General features: G+C 65.8%; 17 protein-coding genes. 10 read left to right on the forward strand and 7 right to left on the reverse strand.

Annotation, left to right across the window (positions count from 1 at the left end; translation table 11 throughout):
* Position 1: 1 nt before the first annotated feature.
* From V0R62_RS06595 to V0R62_RS06605, 3 genes are all read left to right on the forward strand, one after another.
* Positions 2 to 1600 (forward strand): hypothetical protein, encoded by a 1599-nt coding sequence (locus V0R62_RS06595; protein ID WP_330103180.1) that lies wholly within the window; start codon positions 2 to 4, stop codon positions 1598 to 1600.
* A gap of 131 nt (positions 1601 to 1731) precedes the next feature.
* Positions 1732 to 2541, forward strand: a complete 810-nt coding sequence (locus V0R62_RS06600; RefSeq protein ID WP_330103181.1) for a substrate-binding periplasmic protein — start codon at positions 1732 to 1734, stop codon at positions 2539 to 2541.
* 116 nt (positions 2542 to 2657) lie between these two features.
* Positions 2658 to 3338, forward strand: coding sequence for an alpha/beta hydrolase (locus V0R62_RS06605; protein WP_330103182.1), 681 nt, complete (start codon positions 2658 to 2660; stop codon positions 3336 to 3338).
* 1 nt (position 3339) lies between these two features.
* Here the strand turns inward: V0R62_RS06605 and V0R62_RS06610 are convergent, their stop codons facing one another.
* Positions 3340 to 3621, reverse strand: a complete 282-nt coding sequence (locus V0R62_RS06610; RefSeq protein WP_280083428.1) for a hypothetical protein — start codon at positions 3619 to 3621, stop codon at positions 3340 to 3342.
* A 348-nt stretch (positions 3622 to 3969) separates the two neighbouring features.
* On the opposite strand from V0R62_RS06610, the gene V0R62_RS06615 reads away from it, so the two are divergent.
* The gene (locus V0R62_RS06615; RefSeq protein WP_330103183.1) at positions 3970 to 6057 is read left to right on the forward strand and encodes a putative bifunctional diguanylate cyclase/phosphodiesterase; all 2088 of its coding nucleotides are present in this window, start codon (positions 3970 to 3972) and stop codon (positions 6055 to 6057) included.
* Here the strand turns inward: V0R62_RS06615 and V0R62_RS06620 are convergent.
* A complete protein-coding gene (locus tag V0R62_RS06620; RefSeq protein ID WP_330103184.1) occupies positions 6054 to 6317 on the reverse strand; it encodes a DUF1652 domain-containing protein in 264 nt (87 codons plus the stop codon). The genes V0R62_RS06615 and V0R62_RS06620 overlap by 4 nt on opposite strands.
* Before the next feature lie 298 nt (positions 6318 to 6615).
* On the opposite strand from V0R62_RS06620, the gene V0R62_RS06625 reads away from it, so the two are divergent.
* Positions 6616 to 7845: a pyridoxal phosphate-dependent aminotransferase gene (locus V0R62_RS06625; protein WP_330103185.1), complete on the forward strand. Its 1230-nt coding sequence runs from the start codon at positions 6616 to 6618 to the stop codon at positions 7843 to 7845.
* Here the strand turns inward: V0R62_RS06625 and V0R62_RS06630 are convergent.
* Positions 7771 to 8418: a DUF1345 domain-containing protein gene (locus V0R62_RS06630; RefSeq protein WP_062574194.1), complete on the reverse strand. Its 648-nt coding sequence runs from the start codon at positions 8416 to 8418 to the stop codon at positions 7771 to 7773. The genes V0R62_RS06625 and V0R62_RS06630 overlap by 75 nt on opposite strands.
* Before the next feature lie 92 nt (positions 8419 to 8510).
* On the reverse strand, positions 8511 to 9692 hold the full coding sequence (locus tag V0R62_RS06635) for an NnrS family protein (RefSeq protein WP_330103186.1): 1182 nt from the start codon (positions 9690 to 9692) through the stop codon (positions 8511 to 8513).
* A 215-nt stretch (positions 9693 to 9907) separates the two neighbouring features.
* Here V0R62_RS06635 and V0R62_RS06640 point away from each other — a divergent pair, with 215 nt between their 5' ends.
* The gene (locus V0R62_RS06640; RefSeq protein ID WP_330103187.1) at positions 9908 to 10822 is read left to right on the forward strand and encodes a site-specific integrase; all 915 of its coding nucleotides are present in this window, start codon (positions 9908 to 9910) and stop codon (positions 10820 to 10822) included.
* Between the two features lie 15 nt (positions 10823 to 10837).
* On the opposite strand, the gene V0R62_RS06645 is transcribed toward V0R62_RS06640, so the two are convergent.
* The 3 genes from V0R62_RS06645 to gspG form a co-directional block, all read right to left on the reverse strand.
* On the reverse strand, positions 10838 to 11995 hold the full coding sequence (locus tag V0R62_RS06645) for a GGDEF domain-containing protein (RefSeq protein ID WP_330103188.1): 1158 nt from the start codon (positions 11993 to 11995) through the stop codon (positions 10838 to 10840).
* A gap of 65 nt (positions 11996 to 12060) precedes the next feature.
* Positions 12061 to 13239 (reverse strand): type II secretion system F family protein, encoded by a 1179-nt coding sequence (locus V0R62_RS06650; protein ID WP_330103189.1) that lies wholly within the window; start codon positions 13237 to 13239, stop codon positions 12061 to 12063.
* An 11-nt stretch (positions 13240 to 13250) separates the two neighbouring features.
* Complete coding sequence (gene gspG, locus V0R62_RS06655) at positions 13251 to 13676, reverse strand: type II secretion system major pseudopilin GspG (RefSeq protein WP_330103190.1); 426 nt, start codon at positions 13674 to 13676, stop codon at positions 13251 to 13253.
* A gap of 186 nt (positions 13677 to 13862) precedes the next feature.
* On the opposite strand from gspG, the gene V0R62_RS06660 reads away from it, so the two are divergent.
* From V0R62_RS06660 to V0R62_RS06675, 4 genes are all read left to right on the forward strand, one after another.
* On the forward strand, positions 13863 to 14462 hold the full coding sequence (locus V0R62_RS06660) for a lytic transglycosylase domain-containing protein (protein WP_330103191.1): 600 nt from the start codon (positions 13863 to 13865) through the stop codon (positions 14460 to 14462).
* 143 nt (positions 14463 to 14605) lie between these two features.
* On the forward strand, positions 14606 to 16051 hold the full coding sequence (locus tag V0R62_RS06665) for a sensor histidine kinase (RefSeq protein ID WP_330103192.1): 1446 nt from the start codon (positions 14606 to 14608) through the stop codon (positions 16049 to 16051).
* A gap of 291 nt (positions 16052 to 16342) precedes the next feature.
* Positions 16343 to 17836, forward strand: coding sequence for a sensor histidine kinase (locus V0R62_RS06670; RefSeq protein WP_330103193.1), 1494 nt, complete (start codon positions 16343 to 16345; stop codon positions 17834 to 17836).
* The gene (locus tag V0R62_RS06675) at positions 17805 to 19232 is read left to right on the forward strand and encodes a sigma-54-dependent transcriptional regulator (protein WP_330103194.1); all 1428 of its coding nucleotides are present in this window, start codon (positions 17805 to 17807) and stop codon (positions 19230 to 19232) included. Before V0R62_RS06670 ends, V0R62_RS06675 begins: the two co-directional genes overlap by 32 nt.
* The last annotated feature ends 68 nt before the right edge of the window (positions 19233 to 19300 follow it).

Here is a 19300-nt window from a genome sequence, read left to right on the forward strand (position 1 = left end):
CATGCTGGAAGTCATCTTGCTGGCGTTTTTCATTACCGTCAGCCCCGTGATCATCTTGATGAGCAAGACCCGCGCCGAGCCGTTGAAGCATGTGTACGTGGGCCTGTACTACGTCAAGTTCGTGCCGCTGCTGCTGGCGTTGTACGCGGTCAACCTCGGCACCAGCTTCCTGGCCTGGAAATGGGTTCAGCTGAAATGGCTGCTGCCTCGCTACTTCGGCTATCGCCACTACAACCGCGATTCCATCTCGATGGAAAGCACGCCGATCCCGGGCACCGACTACCACATGGGATACATCCCCAAGAAGCTGCCAGCCGAACTGGTCTACCGCTGGAGAAAGGACAAGGTCTACCACAACTACATCCAGTCGATCATCAAGGCCAACCGCGACTACTACAAGGTGCCGCTGGGGCAGTTCCCGCAGCCGACGGCCATCTCGGACGAGGACCTCCGGGTGTTCCTGATGTCGTCGCAGATCACCCACTATCTGCAGACGGTCGATGGCGTGTCGACCTTCGACATGCGTGACTTCACCCGGGAGATTCGCCTGTCCAGCTCGGTGTTCGACGTGGCCAGCATCGCCATTGCCGAGGATTTTGCCGCCGACAGCATGCGCATCACCCTGCGTGACGGCTTCAGCGTCGGCCCGGGCGAGCCGCACTGGGACCTGGCCAAGGTGTACTTCATGTCCAACACCATGGTGTTCTTCATCCTCGGCGCGCACCTGCACCACCACCTGTTCTTCGCCGAAATGGGCGCGGCGTTCCTGTTCAACCTGGTGCCCAGGGAGTCGAACTTCCACAAGCTGATGGACCCGCACACTGCCTACATCCTGATGCTTAACCACCAGTTCAAGGAGTCGCCGCTGTCGCTGCGCGAAACCACCGGCATCGCCGACAAGTTCCTCTACAGCTGCATCGGCTACTACTCGGCGCAGACCTTCTACAAGGTCGGTTATGAAAACGCCCTGAACATGTACAACAAGCGCGAGACCGAGGATCAGGCACTGACCCAGAAATTCGAGATCAGGTTCGCCATCCCGTTCGACCAGTACCTCAATGGCCAGCACGCGCTCAATGCCCAGTACCGCGACTACTACGCGGCGGTGCTGAAGTTCGTCTCGGCCAGCTACGACGACCTGCTGCGCGACAGCTCCGAGCCCTACATCAACAACTGGGTCGCCGAGCTGTGCCGCTATGTCAACCTGCCGTGCCAGCCCGGCGACAAGGCCTTCAACATCGAAGTGATCGCCACCTATATCTGGTACGTGTCGTTCGTCCACTCCCTGGAGCACTACCAGTTCCACAAGTACAAGATGAACTACTGCCTGCTGACCCGGGTGCCGTTCTCGGTCGCCAGGCACTTGCCGCAGGACCAGGTGTTCAGCCAGTACGACATCTGGAAGTCCAAGCACATCGTGCACACCTTCGGCAAGAACCACCTTAATGCCGGCGTGTCGGAAAGCTACGCCGACCTGGACTACAAGTTCCGCGATCTGGCGCTGATCGACAGGCAGGAGCAGTTGAAGAAAGAAGTGCTGGGCCTGCTGGAGAAACACCAGACCCCGAGCGAGGCGATCGCCTTGTCCATTCGCTACTGAGCCATCGCGCAGCTGGCGTGACGACGTACCGCAGTACGGATCGCGACAGCGCACGTGGCGTTCGGCCATTTCTCGTGCACACTGTGTAAGGCCACGTTGTCAGTGGCGTAATCCATAGCACGAGGAACGCAATGAACGGACGTTGTCTGGGCCTGTCTGTGTTGTTGTCGTTCGCCCTGGCGGCGGTGCCCAAGGTCACCGTCGCCGCTGACGCCTGCCAGCACCTCACCGCCACCGGCAATCCGGAATACCCCCCTTACCTCTGGCGTGACCCGCAGGACCCCGAGCGCCTGATCGGCGCCAATGCCGACCTGCTCAAGCAGGTGGCCAAGGAGCTCGGCCTGGTGGTGGACGTGGTGTATGTCGGCCCATGGTCGAGGGCCCAGGAAGAGGTGAGCAGTGGGCGCGTCGACATGCTGGCCGGGTATTTCCGCACCCAGGCGCGGGAGCAGTTGGTGGATTTCGTCAGTCCGCCTTTTCTGTTCAACTCCAGCGTGGTCTGGGTACGCAAGGGCGAGGGCTTCGCCTACAGCGACTGGTCCGACCTCAAGGGACGGCGCGGCGGGACGCTGGTCAACAACAGCCACGGTCAGGCCTTCGATGACTACGCTCGGGCGCAGCTCAACCTCGAGGCCGTGCCCAGCGTCACCCAGGCCTTCCAGAAGCTGCTGCTCAAGCGCAGCGACTATGTGATCTTCGAACACTACCCCGGTCTGGCCCTGGCCCGCACACTGGGCAAGGAACAGGCGCTTGAAGTGCTCGAACCGCCGGTCTCCAGCGAGGGGTTGTACCTGGCCTTGTCGCACAAGTCCGGCTGCAACAAGCCGGCGTTGCGCGAACAGCTGGCACGCAAGATGAGGGCGCTGGTTGCGGGACCGTTGCCCGAGCAGCTGGTGGCCGAGAATCTGCAACGCTGGCAGCGCCAGCAGGCCGGCCAATAGGCTTTGCGTCATTTGCGCGCTTGCCGTCCAAGGCCTTTGATCTAAGGCGTGGCAGCCGATGGCCTATGCTGTTGCGGCGAACCACATCCCTGTTTCCCTAGCGAAGGTGTTCATTCATGAGCAAGCCTACTGTCGTATTGGTACATGGTTTCTGGGGCGGTGCCGCCCATTGGGGAAAGGTGATCGTCGAGCTGGCGCGCAAGGGCATAAAGGATGTCCGCGCCGTGGAGCTGCCGCTGACCTCCCTGGCGGATGACGCCGAGCGCACGCGCAAGATGGTGGCGCAGGTTGGCGGGCCGGTACTGCTGGTCGGGCATTCCTATGGCGGGGCGGTGATCACCCAGGCGGGCAACCAGGACAATGTGACGGGGCTGGTCTACATCGCGGCCTTCGCACCCGATGCGGGCGAAAGCCCGGGCGCACTGACCCAGCAGCATCCACCCCTGGCGGCACCGAACCTGGCGCCGGACAGCGACGGTTACCTGTGGATCAAGGCCGACAAGTTCCACGAGAGCTTCTGCCAGGACCTGTCGGCGGACGAGGCGCTGGTCATGGCGGTGACCCAGAAGGCGCCGCTGGCGGGTACCTTTGGCGACACCATCGTTGATCCTGCGTGGAAGCACAAACCGTCGTGGTACCAAGTCTCCAGCCAGGATCACATGATCGCGCCGGTCAACCAGCAGGCGATGGCGGCGCGATTGAAGGCACGCAAGGTCATCACCCTGGACGCCAGCCACGCGTCGCTGGCCTCCAGGGCCAAGGAAGTCGCCGCGTTGATCGAGGAGGCGCTGGGCTAGCTCAGCCCTTGCACTTGGCCACGACCACCTGGCAGGTGTGCGGCGTGCCGCCCGACCTGCCGGCGTAGCGCACGCAGCTGGCCAGTGATTTCTTGCTGGCCATGGCGAGGGTGGGGCCGAAGGCCAGGCCGCCCTCGCCGCTGCTGGGCAGGGCCTTGGCGTAACAGTTGGAGCCTTGGGCTGCGTAGCGAGTGGTGGCGTGTTTGTTCGAACAGCCGCCAGACAGCGACAGTGCGAGGGCGAGCAGGGTGAGCAACGCTGCCTGGCGGGATGGGGTGGCCATTGCGAGCTCCTGGGGTATCGGCCTATTGATATTAGCTGGAGTCGTTGCCCTTGGCGTGGGTTTCGTCGTGACGCCATCGCGGGGCAAGCCCGCTCCCACGCCATCTTCCAAATCATTCAGGCGTGTATCACAGCGTGGGAGCGGGCTTGCCCCGCGATGTGGCCCGAGACGACCAATGGCAATATGCCTTCAATTGCTGGGCAATACGCTCTAGCCCAGTCCCTGCGGTGCCTTGCGTCGATCATTGGATCCATTCAGGTCCGCGAAAACCCCGTGCGTTTCGCCAAAGCTTGAGTACAATCATCGGCTTTTCCCGGGCCGTTCCTCGGCCTGTTCCTGGAAGTACCAATGCTGATCGGTAGTTACTCCTCCTCGCTGGTGTTGATCTCGCTGTGCGTGGCCATCCTGGCTTCCTATACGGCCCTGGACCTCACCGGGCGCATCACCACGGCCAAGGGGCGGGCGGTGTACCTGTGGATGGGCGGCGGGGCGTTCGCCATGGGCATCGGCATCTGGTCGATGCACTTCATCGGCATGCTGGCGTTCAGCTTGCCGATCGAGCTGGGCTACGACACCACCCTGACGGCCTTGTCGCTGCTGATCGCGGTGGCCTCCTCGGGCTTTGCCCTGTGGCTGGTGAGCCAGCCGAAACTGCCGTGGCTGCAGCTGGTGTTCGGCGCCTTGATCATGGGCACCGGCATCGCCTGCATGCACTACATGGGCATGGCCGCGCTGCGCATGCAGCCGGGCATCGACTACGACCCGACGCTGTTCGGCGCGTCGCTGGCCATCGCCGTGGGGGCGTCGGCGGCGGCGCTGTGGATCGCCTTCCGCCTGCGCCAGCACACCCCCTATGTGCGCCAGATTCGCGGTGTTGCGGCGGTGGTGATGGGCATCGCCATCGTCGGCATGCACTACACCGGCATGGCCGCGGCCAACTTCCCGGCAGGCAGCTTCTGCGGCGCGCTGACCACGGGCCTGGCCGGCGATGGCCTGGACTACCTGGTGCTGATCACTACCTTGGCGGTGCTGGCGGTGGCCCTGCTGACCTCGGTGCTGGACGCCCGCCTGGAGGCGCGCACGGCGGAGCTGGCACGTTCGCTGACCCTGGCCAACCAGGAACTGACCCAGCTGGCCCTGCACGACACCCTGACCGGGCTGCCCAACCGCACGCTGCTGGCCGACCGTATCGACCAGGCCATGGGCCGGGTGGCGGAGCAGGGCGGCTGCTTCGCCCTGATGTTCATCGACCTGGATGGCTTCAAACCGGTCAACGACGCCTTCGGCCACCATGTCGGCGACCTGTTGCTCAAGGCCGTGGCGGCCCGTCTGCGCGGCCACCTGCACAGCCAGGACACCCTGGCGCGGATCGGCGGCGACGAGTTCGTGCTGCTGGTGGAACTGGACGAACCGGACGACGCCATGAACGTCGCGGTCAAGCAGGTCAACCTGATGGCCAGGCCGTTCCGCGTGGCCGAGCACGACCTGCAACTGTCGGCGAGCCTGGGCATCGTGATGTATCCGGGCAACGGCCTGGACCAGCACGAACTGCTGCGCAACGCCGATGCGGCCATGTATCACGCCAAGAGCGCCGGCAAGAACGGCTACAGCTTCTTCGACGCCTCGATGAACAGCAACGCCCGCCAGCAACTGCAACTGTTGCAGGACCTGCGCACGGCCCTGGAGCACAACCAGTTCCGCCTGCACTACCAGCCCAAGTTCGACGCCGTGCAGCGCCAGCCCATCGGCGCCGAGGCCCTGTTGCGCTGGGAGCATCCGCAACATGGCCTGATGCTGCCGGACCGCTTCATCGGCCTGGCCGAGAAGACCGGCCTGATCATTCCGATCGGCGAGTGGGTGCTGGGCGAAGCCTGCCGGCAGATGCGCCAGTGGCTCGATGAGGGCAACGATGACTGGCGCATCGCGGTCAACCTGTCGGCCATCCAGTTCTGCCATGCCGGGCTGGTCGACAGCGTGGCTCAGGCGCTGAACGAAAACGGCCTGCCGGCCAACCGCTTGACCCTGGAAATCACCGAAACCACCGCCATGCGCGATGCCGACGCCAGCCTGCATGTGCTGCAGCGCCTGTCGGACATGGGCGTGGACCTCTCCATCGACGATTTCGGCACCGGCTATTCCAGCCTGATGTACCTCAAGCGCCTGCCGGCCAACGAACTGAAAATCGACCGTGGCTTCGTGCGCGATCTGGAGCAGGACAGCGACGACGCGGCGATCGTCTCGGCCATCGTCGCCCTGGGCCAGGCGCTGGGCTTGCGGATTGTCGCCGAAGGGGTGGAAACCGACCGCCAGCAGGACTTCCTGACCCGCCTGGGCTGCGATTCGCTGCAGGGCTACCTGCTTGGCCAGCCGGTGCCGCCCGAGCAGTTCATGAAAGGCTTGCAGGTGTTGAAGGCGCGCCAGGAGCAGGCAATCTAGACAGCGCTGCGCAGGCGGCCGGCGATCAGGTCGAAGGTTTCCATCTCAGCCTCGACCGCCTCGATGATCCGCTCGACATCGGCGGCAGGCATGATGGTGGCGCAGGGAATGCCGGCGATCGCCAGCAGGGTTTCACCAGTGGCCCGGTCAAATAGCCGGGCGACCATGCTGCGCGGGGCATCCATGCTGGCCTCGAAGCCCAGCGGATGGAAATGCCAGCGCATCACCTGGCAGGCGTTGGGGAACGTCATCTTGTTCATGCCAGCCTCCTTGTTCGTGTCCTGAACGCGGTGATTCCGTAGCAGTCGCACTGTGGCCGTCCTGGCCAGTCGGGACTCTAACCATAGCACCTGCCATGGCAGCAATCGCCGGAAAATATGGCAGATGTACTAATGCATGACGGCGGTCACAGTGCTGTCACGATGAACGGTGGCTGAATGTTTCCCAGGGCAAACGTTTTCCCCGTGGGCCGGCGGCTGACAGTGAGGGTTGCTCTGCTATGTTTATCGGCAGCGCTTTTCGGACCAACGGTGCCGACCGGCAGACAGGGAGACAGTCATGCGTTATTCCGCGCTCACCCAACGTATCGCCGGTCACGCAGTCGCTGCCTGGGATATTCACTACCAGGCCCTGGAGCAACGCCGGCAGGGGCGCGAGATTATCCTGCTGTCAGTGGGCGACCCCGATTTCGATACCCCGGCCCCGGTGGTCGAATCTGCCGTGGCCAGCCTGCGGCGCGGTGACACCCATTACAGCGATGTGCGCGGCAGTCTCGCCTTGCGTGAGGCTGTGGTGCGCCACAGCCAGCTACCACTGGATCCCGCGCAGGTCGTGGTGACCGCCGGCGCCCAGTGCGGCCTGTTCGCGACCTTTCAGTGCCTGTTCGAGGCCGGCGACGAGGTAATCGTCGCTGAGCCCATGTACGTGACCTATCACGGTGTGTTCGGCGCCTGCGGTGCGCGGGCCGTGCAGGTCGCGGTGCGGCCGGAGCAGGGATTCCGCCTGGATCCGGCTGCGGTGGCCAGGGCGATCACCCCGCGTACTCGGGGCCTGCTGCTCAACAGTCCGCACAATCCGACGGGCGCGGTGATCGCCCAGGCCGACCTGGAGCGCCTGGCGCAGTTATGTCGGGAGCATGATCTGTGGCTGGTCTGCGACGATGTCTACCAGTCGCTGCTGTACGAGGGTGAGGCGCCCAGTCCGTTGAGTCTGCCAGGTATGGCCGAACGCTGCGTGTCCATCGGCAGCCTGTCCAAGTCCCATGCCATGAGCGGCTGGCGGGTCGGCTGGGTGATCGGCCCGCCGCTGTTCGCCCGGCACCTCGGCACGCTGGTGATGAGCATGCTGTTCGGCCTGCCGGAGTTCGTCATGCACGCGGCTTGCGTGGCCCTGGATCAGGTGCGGGATGATGTGCGGCGGATGCGCGAGGTCTACCGGCAGCGGCGTGACCGGGTTTGCGCGGTGCTGGAGGGTTGCCCGGGCATTCATGCCCTTCGGCCGGCCGGTGGCATGTTCGTGATGCTCGACATTCGCGGTAGCGGGCTCGGCGCCCAGGCGTTCGCCCAGCGCCTGCTGGACGAGGAGGGCGTGGCCCTGCTGCCGGGGGATGGTTTCGGGCCAAGCGCGGCGGGGCATCTGCGCCTTGGGCTGGTGCTGGAAGCCGCTGTGCTGGAGCAGGTGTGCCGGCGCATCGCCGCCTGCGCGTTGCGGGTGCTAGCCGAGCAATCCGGCTGCGATGTTGATGGTAAAACCGAGGATCGCCGTGTTGAACACGAAACCTACCAGTGAGTGCGCCAGCACCACCCGGCGCATGGCCCGACCGGCGACGCCGATGTCCGAGGTCTGCACGGCAACGTTGATGGTGAACGAGAAGTAGTGGAAGTCCCAGTAGTCCGGGTTGCGCTCGCCGTCGGCGAAGCGCAGGGGCGGTTCATGGCGGTCGCCGGTGTAGAACAGCCGGGCGTAGTGCAGGCTGAAGATGCAGCCGATCAGCAGCCATGAGCCGGCCACGGTCAGCCCGGTGTACAGGTAGTGCAGGGCCAGGGCGCCGCCCTCCAGGCCGCGGCTGGACACCAGTTGCAGGGTGACGGCGGCCAGGCTGGCGATGGCCGAGACGCAGACGGTGATCAGCACCAGGCCGGCGTTTTCATCCTCGATCCGGGCGACCTTGCGCACTCGCTCGGCATTGGCCCGCAGGCTCAGCCACAGGACCATGGCCAGGTACAGCCAGACGCCGAGGTTCCAGCCGGCGAGGATATGCTGCACGGTGTCGCCGGCGGGGATCAGCCAGCCGCCGAGCAGGCCGGCCAGGGTGGCGATACTGAGACGAGGGTGGGTGCGGGTGAGATGGTGGAAGGCCATGCGGTCCCTTGGCGGATGGGCGTGGGTTGAACTGTAGACTATCGCGGGGCAAGCTCGCTCCCACGCAATGCGCGACAGCCGAGGCGGGGCGTTCAGCCCGGCATGCCATCCACCCGTGCCCGCAGCAGGATCGGCAGGTAGTGCCAGAGGAACAGCAGCAGCGCGGCGCTGCCGAACAGCACCGACAACCCCAGCCCCAGCGCCGTGAACGGCACCACCACGACCCGGGCCAGCGCCGCCAGCTGGATCAGCGCGAACGCCCAGCCAATGCTGCGCGGCACCGTCAGAGGCCGCCCGGTATGCCCCAGGCTGACCCGGGCCATCATCGCCACGATCAGTCCGGTCATGGCGCCGACCGTCAGGGCGTGGGCGGCCAGGCTCGGATTGATCGCCAACCCGGTATGCCACAGCGCCAGGCCCAGGCAGGCCGGGATCAGCCAGGCGTAGGCCAGGTGCAGCGACCACAACAGTGGCACCCGCCACAGGCCACGGTCATGCCACAGCGCCAGGCGCACGCCGTGCAGCATCGCCAGGGCGGCGAACAGCAAGGCCATCGGCGGCTGCGGCGCATCGTTGAAGCCCAGCACGTAGGTGAGCGGCAGCGCCACGCTGCCCAGCAGGCAGGCGCGGTCCAGCCAGGGCCGGGCCTGCGCCGGGTTCATGTTGCCCAGGCCGCGACGGGTGAAGAACGGAATCACCCGGCCGCCGATCACGCTCATCATCGCCGCCACCAGCCAGAGCCCGGCCAGTACACCGCGGCGTTGCCACACCTCGTTGCCCAGCAGCTCGCCGGCCAGGGTCAGCCACTGGCAGGCGGCGATCAGTAGCACCAGGACCACGATGGGGTAGTTGTTGCGCAGCCGCCGCTGGATGATCGGCCGGGCCAGTGCCAGCGCCACCAGGGGCAGGAAGGTACCCTCGATCAGGACCAGCAGCCAGGTCGGCAAGGGCAGGAACCAACTAACTCGGCCCAGCAGCCAGAGCAGGAACAGCCCCTGCAGCGGCCGGCCGCTCAGGCCCGGGATGCCGCTCCAGTTCTGCACGGCGGTGAGCAGAAAGCCGGCGACGATGGCCACGGCGAAGCCGAACAGCATTTCATGGCGGTGCCAGGCGAGCACGCCGCCCGCAGGGTTGAGCTGGAACGCGCCGGCCAGCACGCCGGCCCACAGCAGCAGGGCGAGCAGGGCGAACAGGCTGCCGCCGAGGAAGAACGGACGGAAACCCAGGGCCCAGAGGGCCTGGCGTGGGCGAGCGGTGATCGGCTGGACGAGCATGGCGGGGACCTTGGTTCGATCGGAGCGGTTGAATGGGGTACCATCACGAACCATGCCAGCGTTCAAAGGCCTTGAATATCAAGGTGATGGCACTGCGTGAAGTCATTATGACTCTTTTTGTTTGTAGTCGTTTTGACCTTGATCAGGGTCGAAATGACTCGCTTTACGCCGTCTTGCGCCCGCCGCGCATTCGGCTTTGCTACAGGATCCCCGCTGTGACCGACCTCCTGCGCAATCCGCTGCTGCAGTACCTTGCCCGCCTGGCCCCGTCCAGCCAGCTGACCATGCGCTACATCCTGCAGGATGCCGCCGACCGCCTGGGCTTCGCCGATGTCGATATCGCCGAGGTACCTTGGCACCGACTCGAACCCGGCCATGTGATCGCCCTGGTCGCGGCGCTGCGCGCCGATGGCTACGCGCCCAATACCTCGTCGCTGTACGTCAATGCGGTGCGCGGGGTGATGAACGAGGCCTGGCGCCAGGGGCTGATCGACCACGAGCAGTTGCTGATGATCCGCGAGGTCAAGCCAGCCAGCGGCAGCCGCCTGCCGCCGGGGCGCAATCTGCGGCGCAACCTGATCCGCGAATTGATGGACGTATGCGCCGCCGACCCGCGCCCCCAGGGCGTGCGCGACGCGGCGATCCTGGCGCTGCTCTACGGCACCGGCATGCGCAAGTCGGAGTCGGTGGACGTCGACCTGGACCAGGTGGACTTCCAGGAGCGCAGCGTGCAGGTGCTGGCCAAGGGCAACCGCCAGCTGGTCAAGTACGCCCCGGCCTGGGCCTTCGACAAGCTGCAGGCCTGGCTCGACTTGCGTCGCCAGCACCTGCCCGCCGGCGAGCGCGATGACAGCTTCCTGTTCAACCGCATCCGCCGTGGCAGCCATATCACCCGTGCGCGCATCACCAAGCACGCGATCTACTACATCGCCCGCCAGCGCGGGGCGCAGGTGGGGGCCAAGATCATGCCCCATGATTTTCGCCGGGCATTCATCACCCGGGTGATCGAGGAGCACGACCTGTCGATCGCGCAGAAGCTCGCCCACCATGCCAACATCCAGACCACGGCGAGCTATGACCGGCGCGATGACAACGAGCGGCGGCGGGCGGTGGAGCGCTTCGATTACTGAAAGGGTCCGAGGGCGTCAGGACACCTCGGCATAGCGCAACACCCGGCCACGCCCCTGTTGCTTGGCCGCATACAGCGCCCGGTCGCCCATCGACAGCAGCCGCGACAGATCACCTTGCGCGGCCGGCTGGCTGACAATGCCGATGCTCACGCCCAGCAGCCCCGGCTCCAGCAGCGCCAGCCCGGAAAACCCGGCGCAGATCCGCTGTGCCACCTGTTCGGCCTCGGCTTCGCTGGCGCCGCGCAGCAGGCAGGCGAACTCCTCGCCACCGATGCGTGCAAACAGGTCGTCCCGACGCAGGTGGCGAGCGGTTTCCCGGGCGAACGCCAACAGCACCTCGTCCCCGGCTGGGTGGCCGAAACGGTCATTGATTCGCTTGAAGTGGTCCAGGTCGCACAATAGCAGCGCCACTGGCGCCTGGCTTGCCGCGCAGTCCTGCAGCAACCGTGCGCCGCGCTCCATGAACGCCCGGCGGTTATCAACGCCGGTCAGCGGATCGCTGTAGGCCGCGGCGCGCAACAGGATCTCGGCGCGTTCGCGGACCATCGCCAGGGTCACATAGGAGATGCCGATGGCGAACAGCATCGACTCGAACAGGATGAAGGCGAAGAATCCCGGACTGGCGCCGCCGCTGTTGATCGCCTGGTCGAGGGCGACACCCTCCTCGATGAACGTGCGCATCAGGTAGAGCACTGCATGCACGGTGGTCAGGATCAGCGCCGGGGTATAGGACACCTGCAGGCGAACCCGGGGACGCAGCAACTCGCCGATGCTCAGGCAGGTGTAGCCCAGGGTCAGCAGCGAATACACCTTCACCCGCAGGCCGAGATCGCCGTGAAAACCCGGCCACAGGCTGAACAGCCACCAGAACACGGCGCCGGCTAGCAGCAGTGGCCAGTGCGGTTTGCGCCCGCCGAGCACGCGCATGGCCGTCCAGCCCAGGCCGGTGCCGACCAGCAGGACGATGTTGCCCAGTACCAGGGCCAGGTAGTCCACGCCAATCCCACGCAGGGCGTTCAGGCACACCCCCAGACCCGAGATCAGCAGCATCGCGCCCAGGTAGCCCAGGCTCGGGTCGCTGGCGCAGCGCCGCCAGGCGTGCAGGGTCAGGATGCCCATCAGGGCCAGGATGAAAACGGCGACCAGGATCAGGGTCGGCAGGCTAAGCGGCACGATACAAGGGCTCTAAGGGCAAACCGGCGATGCTAAGCCATGCGCATGGCCATTTGCTACCTTGCTCAGTGAATGCTCGACGCCAGCTCGAAGATCGGCATGTACATCAGGATCACGATCAGTCCGATCAGCAGGCCGATAAAGGTCATCAGCAAGGGCTCGAACAGCTTGACGAACCACTCGACCCAGCGGCCGATCTCCTGATCGTGGAAGTCCGCGCAGCGCTCGAGCATCTCGCCCAGATTGCCCGATTGCTCGCCGGCGCGCAGTAGGCGCAGCGAAACCGGCGTCACCAGTTGCCCGGCCTGCAGCGCATCGGACAACGGCAGGCCCTCGGCGACCCGCCGGCTGGCCTGCTCCAGGCCTTCGGCCGCGCTGCTGCCCAGCAGCCCCCGGGCCATGCCCAGGGCGGTGAGGATGGGAATACCGCCTTGCAGGAGGATCCCCAGCGAGCGATAGAAGCGTGCCAGCTCGTACATCACCAGGCGCTGGTGCAAGGCTGGAATACGGCGCAACACGCGGCCGGCGCCACGACGTACTGCTGGATGGCGACGCAGGGCGACCAGCGCGCCGAGGCCGGCGAGGGCGCCCAGCCCCAGGGGCAGTTGCTGGGCATGCAGGAACAGGCCGATGCGCATCAGCACCCCTGACAGCCAGGGCAGCTCGCTGCCCATGCCCTCGAACACCAGGCTGAAGCGCGGCACCACATAGCCCAGGAGGAACAGCACCACGCCGCCGCCCACCAGCAACAGCAGCAGCGGGTAGACCGAGGCGCCGACCAGCTTCTGGCGTACCAGGTCCAGTCGCTGGCGATAGCCGATGTAGCGGTTCAGGGCGTCACCCAGGGCGCCGGTGCGTTCACTGGACTGCACCAGGGCCACGTACAGGGCGGGGAACACCCGTGGCTGCTGGGCCAGGGCCTGGGACAGCGAGCGCCCCTCGTACAGCTGACGCACCAGCTGCTCCAGGGTCTTGCGCGTGGCGCCGCCCGGGGCTTTCTCGGCCAGGCTCTCGAGGGCGTCGATCAGCGGCAGGCCGGCGCCGAGCAGGGTGGCCAGCTCCTGGCTGAATAGCATCAGGTCGAACGCCGCCGGGCGGCGGCGCAGGACCAGGCCCTGGCTGCGCACGCTGAGCACGCGCAGGCCCTGGTCCTCGGCCTGGCGTCGGGCCTGGTCGCTGTCCTCGGCCTCCACCTGCAATTGCACCACGCCCTGGCTGCCCAGGGCCTTGAGCTGATAGCGCATGACCGGGCTCCTCACTGCCAGCTGGTGATCTCGGCGTTTTCCCCGTCACCGCCGGGCTGGCCGTCCTTGCCCATCGACAGCAGATCGTACTCGCCACCGTTCTCGCCGGGCTGCTTGTAGATGTATGGGCGTCCCCAAGGGTCCTGGGGCACCGCTTTCTGCAGGTACGGCCCCGACCAGCGCGCCTCGCCGCCGGGCGCGACCACCAGGGCCTGCAGGCCCTGTTCGCTGCTGGGGTAGTGGCCGACTTCCAGACGATAGAGGTCCAGGGCCTTGCCCAGGCCTTCGATCTGCGCTCGCGCCACCTTGGCCTCGGAACGGCCCAACTGGCTGAAGTACTTGGGCGCGACGATGCCGGCCAGCAGGCCCAGCACCACCAGCACCACCAACAGTTCGAGCAGGGTGAAGCCACGTTGGGCGTGGATGTTGCGCTGCATGGTGAAACCCTCCAGTGCGTTTATCCCTGTTATGCAACAGCCGTGCACGTCTGCGCCGGGCCCTGGCGCCGTGCGTGCTGGCGGGCGGCACGGCGCTTGCGTCATAGCCGTAAAGCCCGGATCCACGGGGCATTTCCCCCAACATCGGGGGCCACTGTTGATCTTTTGCGGCGGGAGGCGACCGACATGCGTGGACTGATCCTGGGACTGGCGGCGGGGCTGATGGCGTTCGGCGCCCAGGCTGACATCTACATCGCCAGCGATGGCAAGGGCGGCTTTGTGCTGTCCAATGTGCATCGGCCAGGACGGCACTATGAGCGGGTGATCAAGGAGCGCGGGGTGACGGGTGGGCCGGTCAACGCTCAGTTGGTCACCGGGCGGCCCTATGCCGATCTGGTGGCGGCCGCGGCCCTGGCCAATGATGTGTCGCCGGCGCTGCTGCATGCGCTGATCAAGGCCGAGTCCGGCTACAACCCCAAGGCCCGTTCGGCCAAGGGGGCGGCGGGGCTGATGCAGTTGATGCCGGACACGGCGAAGGAGATGGGTGTCGGGGATGTGCTGGATCCGGCGTCCAACGTGCAGGGCGGGGCGCGCTATATCAAGCGCATGCTCAAGCTGTTCGACAATGACATCACCCTGGCGGTGGCGGCCTACAATGCCGGGCCTGACGCGGTGCTCAGCCGGGGGCGGGTGGTGCCGCCGTTCGCCGAGACGCGGCGGTATGTGCCGGCGGTGTTGCGTGAGTATCGGTTGTTGCGTGGGTTGGCCGAGGATGCGCCGCTTTGAGTGGGGTGGGTTTTCGAGGGGGGCGCTGCAAGGCTAGCGCCGAGCACCAGCAGCCCTCACGCGATCAATAGCTCCCCCGACACCCCATGCTTCCCCCAACTCTGGGCTATAACCTCTAGAGGTGCCCAGCCGCGGAGCCCGCCATGGACCTCGCCCCCCGTCCCGACACACTGCTGCCTGCCGACACCGGCCCGGCGCGCAAGCCATTCAACCTGCTGCGCTGGTACGCCTGGGTGAGCCTGGCCATCATCCTCTCGGTGGGTGTCGGGCTGGGCCTGATCTCCAGCCGCTTCATCATCGACGAGAGCGTCGAGCGCGATGCCTTGCTCACCGCGCAGTTCATCACCTCCATCGCCGACGCCGAAGTGCGCCATGTGTCGATCCCCAACGTGCGGACCATGGGCGAATTGCTCGACCCGCGTACCGACCACGCCTTGTCGGACGTCGATCCCGAGGCCCGGCGCCGGGCCCGGGGCGAGTTCCTCGACCACATCGCCCACCTGCCGGACATGCTCCTGGCCAACATCTACGCCCCCGACCGCACGGTGATCTGGTCGAGCAACCCGGCCTTGATCGGCAAGCTGATCGAGTCGGACGACGACCTCGACCGAGCCTTCGAGTACAAGATGCGGGTGTCGGCCAGCTACCACGACTTCGAGCAGGCGCGCAGCGAACAGAAGTTCGTCACCCCGCCCGAACAGCTGTTCATCGAGAACTACATCCCTCTGTTCGATGCCGACGGCGAGAACGTCACGGCCATGGTCGAGATCTACAAGGAGCCCCACGACCTGATCGTGCGTATCGAGCACGGCCTGCTGCTGATCTGGCTGGCCATCGCCGTGGGCGCTGGTCTGGTCTACGTCGGCCTGTACGGCATCATGCGCCGCGCCGCCCGGTTGATGGCGGTGCAGCAAAAGCGGCTGATCGGCAACGAAACCTTCGTCGCCCTGGGCGAGGTGTCGTCGGCGGTGGCGCACAGCCTGCGCAACCCGCTGGCGAGCATCCGCTCCAGCGCCGAACTGGCCCAGGCCTTCGACGAAGGCCCGGCGCAGAAGAACATCAGCGACATCATCAGCCAGGTCGACCGTATGTCGCAGTGGGTGCGCGAGTTGCTGCAGTCGCTGCGCCCGCTCGGCGACGAAGCCGTGCCGGTGGATGTGGCCCAGGCCCTGCGCGACAGCCTCCAGGCCCATGGTCAGGCGCTGCAACAGGGTGGCGTGCGGTTGGTACTGGCCGAGCTGCCGACGGTCCGGGTGCTGGGCCAGCCGGCCTTGCTCGGGCAGATCTTCAGCAGCTTGATCGCCAACGCCCTGGAGTCGATGGAGGCGGGTGGCGAGCTGCGCGTGGAGGTGATACGTCACGACCGGCGCACCCTCAGCCTGCGCCTCTCGGACACCGGCAAGGGCATGAGTGAGCAGCAGCAGCGCATGGCCTTCCGGCCCTTCTTCACCACCAAGCAAGGTGGCGTGGGGGTGGGGCTGATGCTGGTCAAGCGGATCATGGAGTGCTTTGGCGGCTCGGTGCGGTTGAGCAGCCGTGAGGGGATAGGGACACGGGTGCTGTTGAATTTTCGCGTCGCAGCGATGTGATGTGTAGCTGTAGATATATTTCTTAACTTATTGTTTTAAAAGTATTTTATGAAATTTGGGTGACGGTTCCCCAAAAGCGGGGGATTTTTCTAGATTCAGAATTAATAAATTTCTTTAAGTGCATGATATATAACAAAAAATACAATATTGAATGCGCTGGCTGAGTTTTTGCTTGACCTGACACAGGCCTGGGGCGGTACCGTCCTCTCGGCCTTAATGGAGTCATTTTGCTACCACCGGTAGCAAGGGCATGCCGATAGCCCTCATCGGCCCCCAGGCGGGAGCGACGCGATGCAGACGCTCGAAAACGATGCCCCTGACAAGGCCGGCGCCTCCGCCACCGGGCTGGCCGCGCCGCTGCGCGAGTTCAACCTGCTGCGCTGGTTCTCGTTGGTCAGCCTGCTGATCATTGCCTCGGTCGCCGGCGGGCTGGGATACGTCTCGACGCGTTTCGTGGTGCGTGACAGCGTCGAGCGCGACGCCATGCTCACCGCCCAGTTCATCCAGGCCATGGCCCAGGCCGAGGTACGCCATTCGCAGCTGCCGCCGGGCATCACCATGGGCGAGCTGCTCGACCCGCGCCTGGACCAGCAGCACCTGCAGTTCACCCCGCAACTGGCCGAGTCGACCCGGGTCGAGTTCCTCGACCACGTCGAACACCTGCCCGACACCCTGCTGGCCAATGTCTATGCCCGCGACCGCCTGGTGGTCTGGTCGACCAACCCCAACTTGATCGGCAAGCGCATCGACGAGGACGACGACCTGGAGCATGCCTTCCATTCGCGCCAGTCGGTATCGGCCAGCTACCACAAGGCCGACGAGGATCGTGAGGAGCAGAAGTTCCAGCGCGAGCCCCGGCACCTGTTCATCGAGAACTACATCCCGCTGTTCGACAGCCAGGGCGAGCAGGTGCTGGCGATGGTCGAGATCTACAAGGAACCCCAGGACCTGGTTCGGCGCATCCAGCGCGGCTATGTGCTGATCTGGGCCTCTACCCTGGTCGGCGGGGCGCTGATCTACTTCGGCCTGTTCTGGATCGTGCGCCGCGCCGCCAGCCTGCTGCGCCACCAGCAGGACCGCCTGGTAGCCAGCGAGACCTACGTGGCCCTGGGCGAGATGTCCTCGGCGGTGGCCCACAGCCTGCGCAACCCGTTGGCCAACATCCGCTCCAGCGCGGAACTGGCGCAGGACATCGCCAGCCCGGCGGCGCAGAAGAACATCGGCGACATCATCACCCAGGTCGACCGCATGTCGCGCTGGGTCCGCGACCTGCTGGTATCGCTGCGCCCGGCCAGCGACGAGCCTGAGTCGGTGGACCTGGTGGCGGCCATCGAAGATACGCGCCAGACCTTCGCCCCGCAGATCGAGCGCAACGGCGTGCGTTTCGCCTTCGACGGGCCACCGGCGCAATGGGTGGCCAGCCAGCCGCTGCAACTGACGCAGATCCTCAACAGCCTGTTCGCCAACGCCCTGGAGGCCATGCCCCAGGGCGGCGAGCTGCGCGCCGAGGTGCGTCAGCTGGAGGGCCAGCAGGCCCAGCTGCAGCTCAGCGACACCGGCAAGGGCATGAACGAGCAGCAGCGGCGTATGGTGTTCAAGCCGTTCTTCACCACCAAGCAGGGCGGGCTGGGTGTTGGCCTGGCCCTGGTCAAGCGGATCATGGAACGCTTTGGCGGCGCGGTCGAACTGACCAGCCGCGAAGAGGAAGGAACCCGCGTCAGCCTGACTTTCAACATTGCAGCGGGAGGGGACCATGGAGCACAGCATCCTGGTGGTCGAGGATGATGAAATCCTCGCCGACAACATTCGCACCTACCTGAGCCTGAAAGGCTTCGAGGTCACGGTGTTCCACAGCGCGGAACTGGCGCTGGAGCAGATCAAGCGCGCCCGGCCCGACGCCGTGCTGACCGACAACTCGCTGCCCGGCATGAGCGGCCACGACCTGCTGCGCACGCTGGTGGCGCAGGCGCCGGAGCTCAAGGTGATCATGATGACCGGCTACGGCAACGTCGAGGACGCCGTGCTGGCCATGAAGGAGGGGGCGTTCCACTACCTGACCAAGCCGGTGGTGCTGGCCGAGCTCAAGCTGATGCTGGACAAGGCCCTGGCCGCCGAGCGCATGGAGCGCACGCTGTCGTTCTATCAGGAACGCGAGGCGCAGAAGTCCGGGCTGCAGGCGCTGATCGGCGAGTCGCCGGCCATGCTCGAGCTCAAGCACACCTTGCGCCAGCTGCTCGACGCCGAGCAGCGCATGGCCAGCGGCGACCTGCCGCCGGTACTGGTCGAGGGCGAGACCGGCACCGGCAAGGAACTGGTGGCCCGCGCCCTGCATTTCGACGGCAGCCGGGCCAAGGGGCCGTTCATCGAGTTCAACTGCGCCTCGATCCCCGCCAACCTGCTGGAGGCCGAGCTGTTCGGCCATGAAAAGGGCGCCTTCACCGACGCCAAGGAGCGCCGCGTGGGGCTGGTCGAGGCGGCCGACGGCGGCACCTTGTTCCTCGACGAGATCGGCGAGATGGACCTGGTGCTGCAGGCCAAGCTGCTCAAGCTACTGGAGGACCGCACCATCCGCCGGATCGGCGCGGTCAAGGAGCGCAAGGTCGACCTGCGGGTGATCAGTGCCACCAACTGCAACCTCGAGCAGATGGTCCAGCAGGGCAAGTTCCGCCGCGACCTGTTCTTCCGCCTTCGCATCATCGCCCTCAAGGTGCCGCGCCTGTACGCGCGCGGGCAGGATATCCTGCGCCTGGCCCGGCATTTCCTGGCCCACCACGGGCGGCGCTACGGCAAGCCCAACCTGCGTTTCTCGGCCGAGGCCGAGGCGCTGATGCTGGGCTACGGCTGGCCGGGCAACGTGCGCGAACTGCGCAACATGCTCGAACAGACAGTGCTGCTGGCCCCCAGCGAGGTGATCGGCGCCCATCAGCTGAACCTGTGCCTGACCCTGGTCGACGAGCCGCAGGCGCAAGCGGCGCAGGTGCTGGCGTTCGAAGCGCCGCGTCATGAGCCACAGGGCGCCGCCAGCCTGCCGGACATGGAGCGCGACATGGTCTGCCGCACGCTTGATCGCACCGACTGGAACGTCACCAAGTCGGCACGACTGCTGGGGCTGTCGCGGGATATGCTGCGCTACAAGATCGAGAAACTCGGCCTGACCCGCCCGGACAAGCGCCAGTGGTGACCAGCCCAACGCGATCCCTGTAGGAGCGGCCTTGTGTCGCGAAAGGGGTGCGAAGCGCCCCCAGGATT

Origin of the sequence: Pseudomonas carassii (assembly GCF_036324045.1) — a bacterium.
GTDB classification, from domain to species: domain Bacteria; phylum Pseudomonadota; class Gammaproteobacteria; order Pseudomonadales; family Pseudomonadaceae; genus Aquipseudomonas; species Aquipseudomonas peradeniyensis.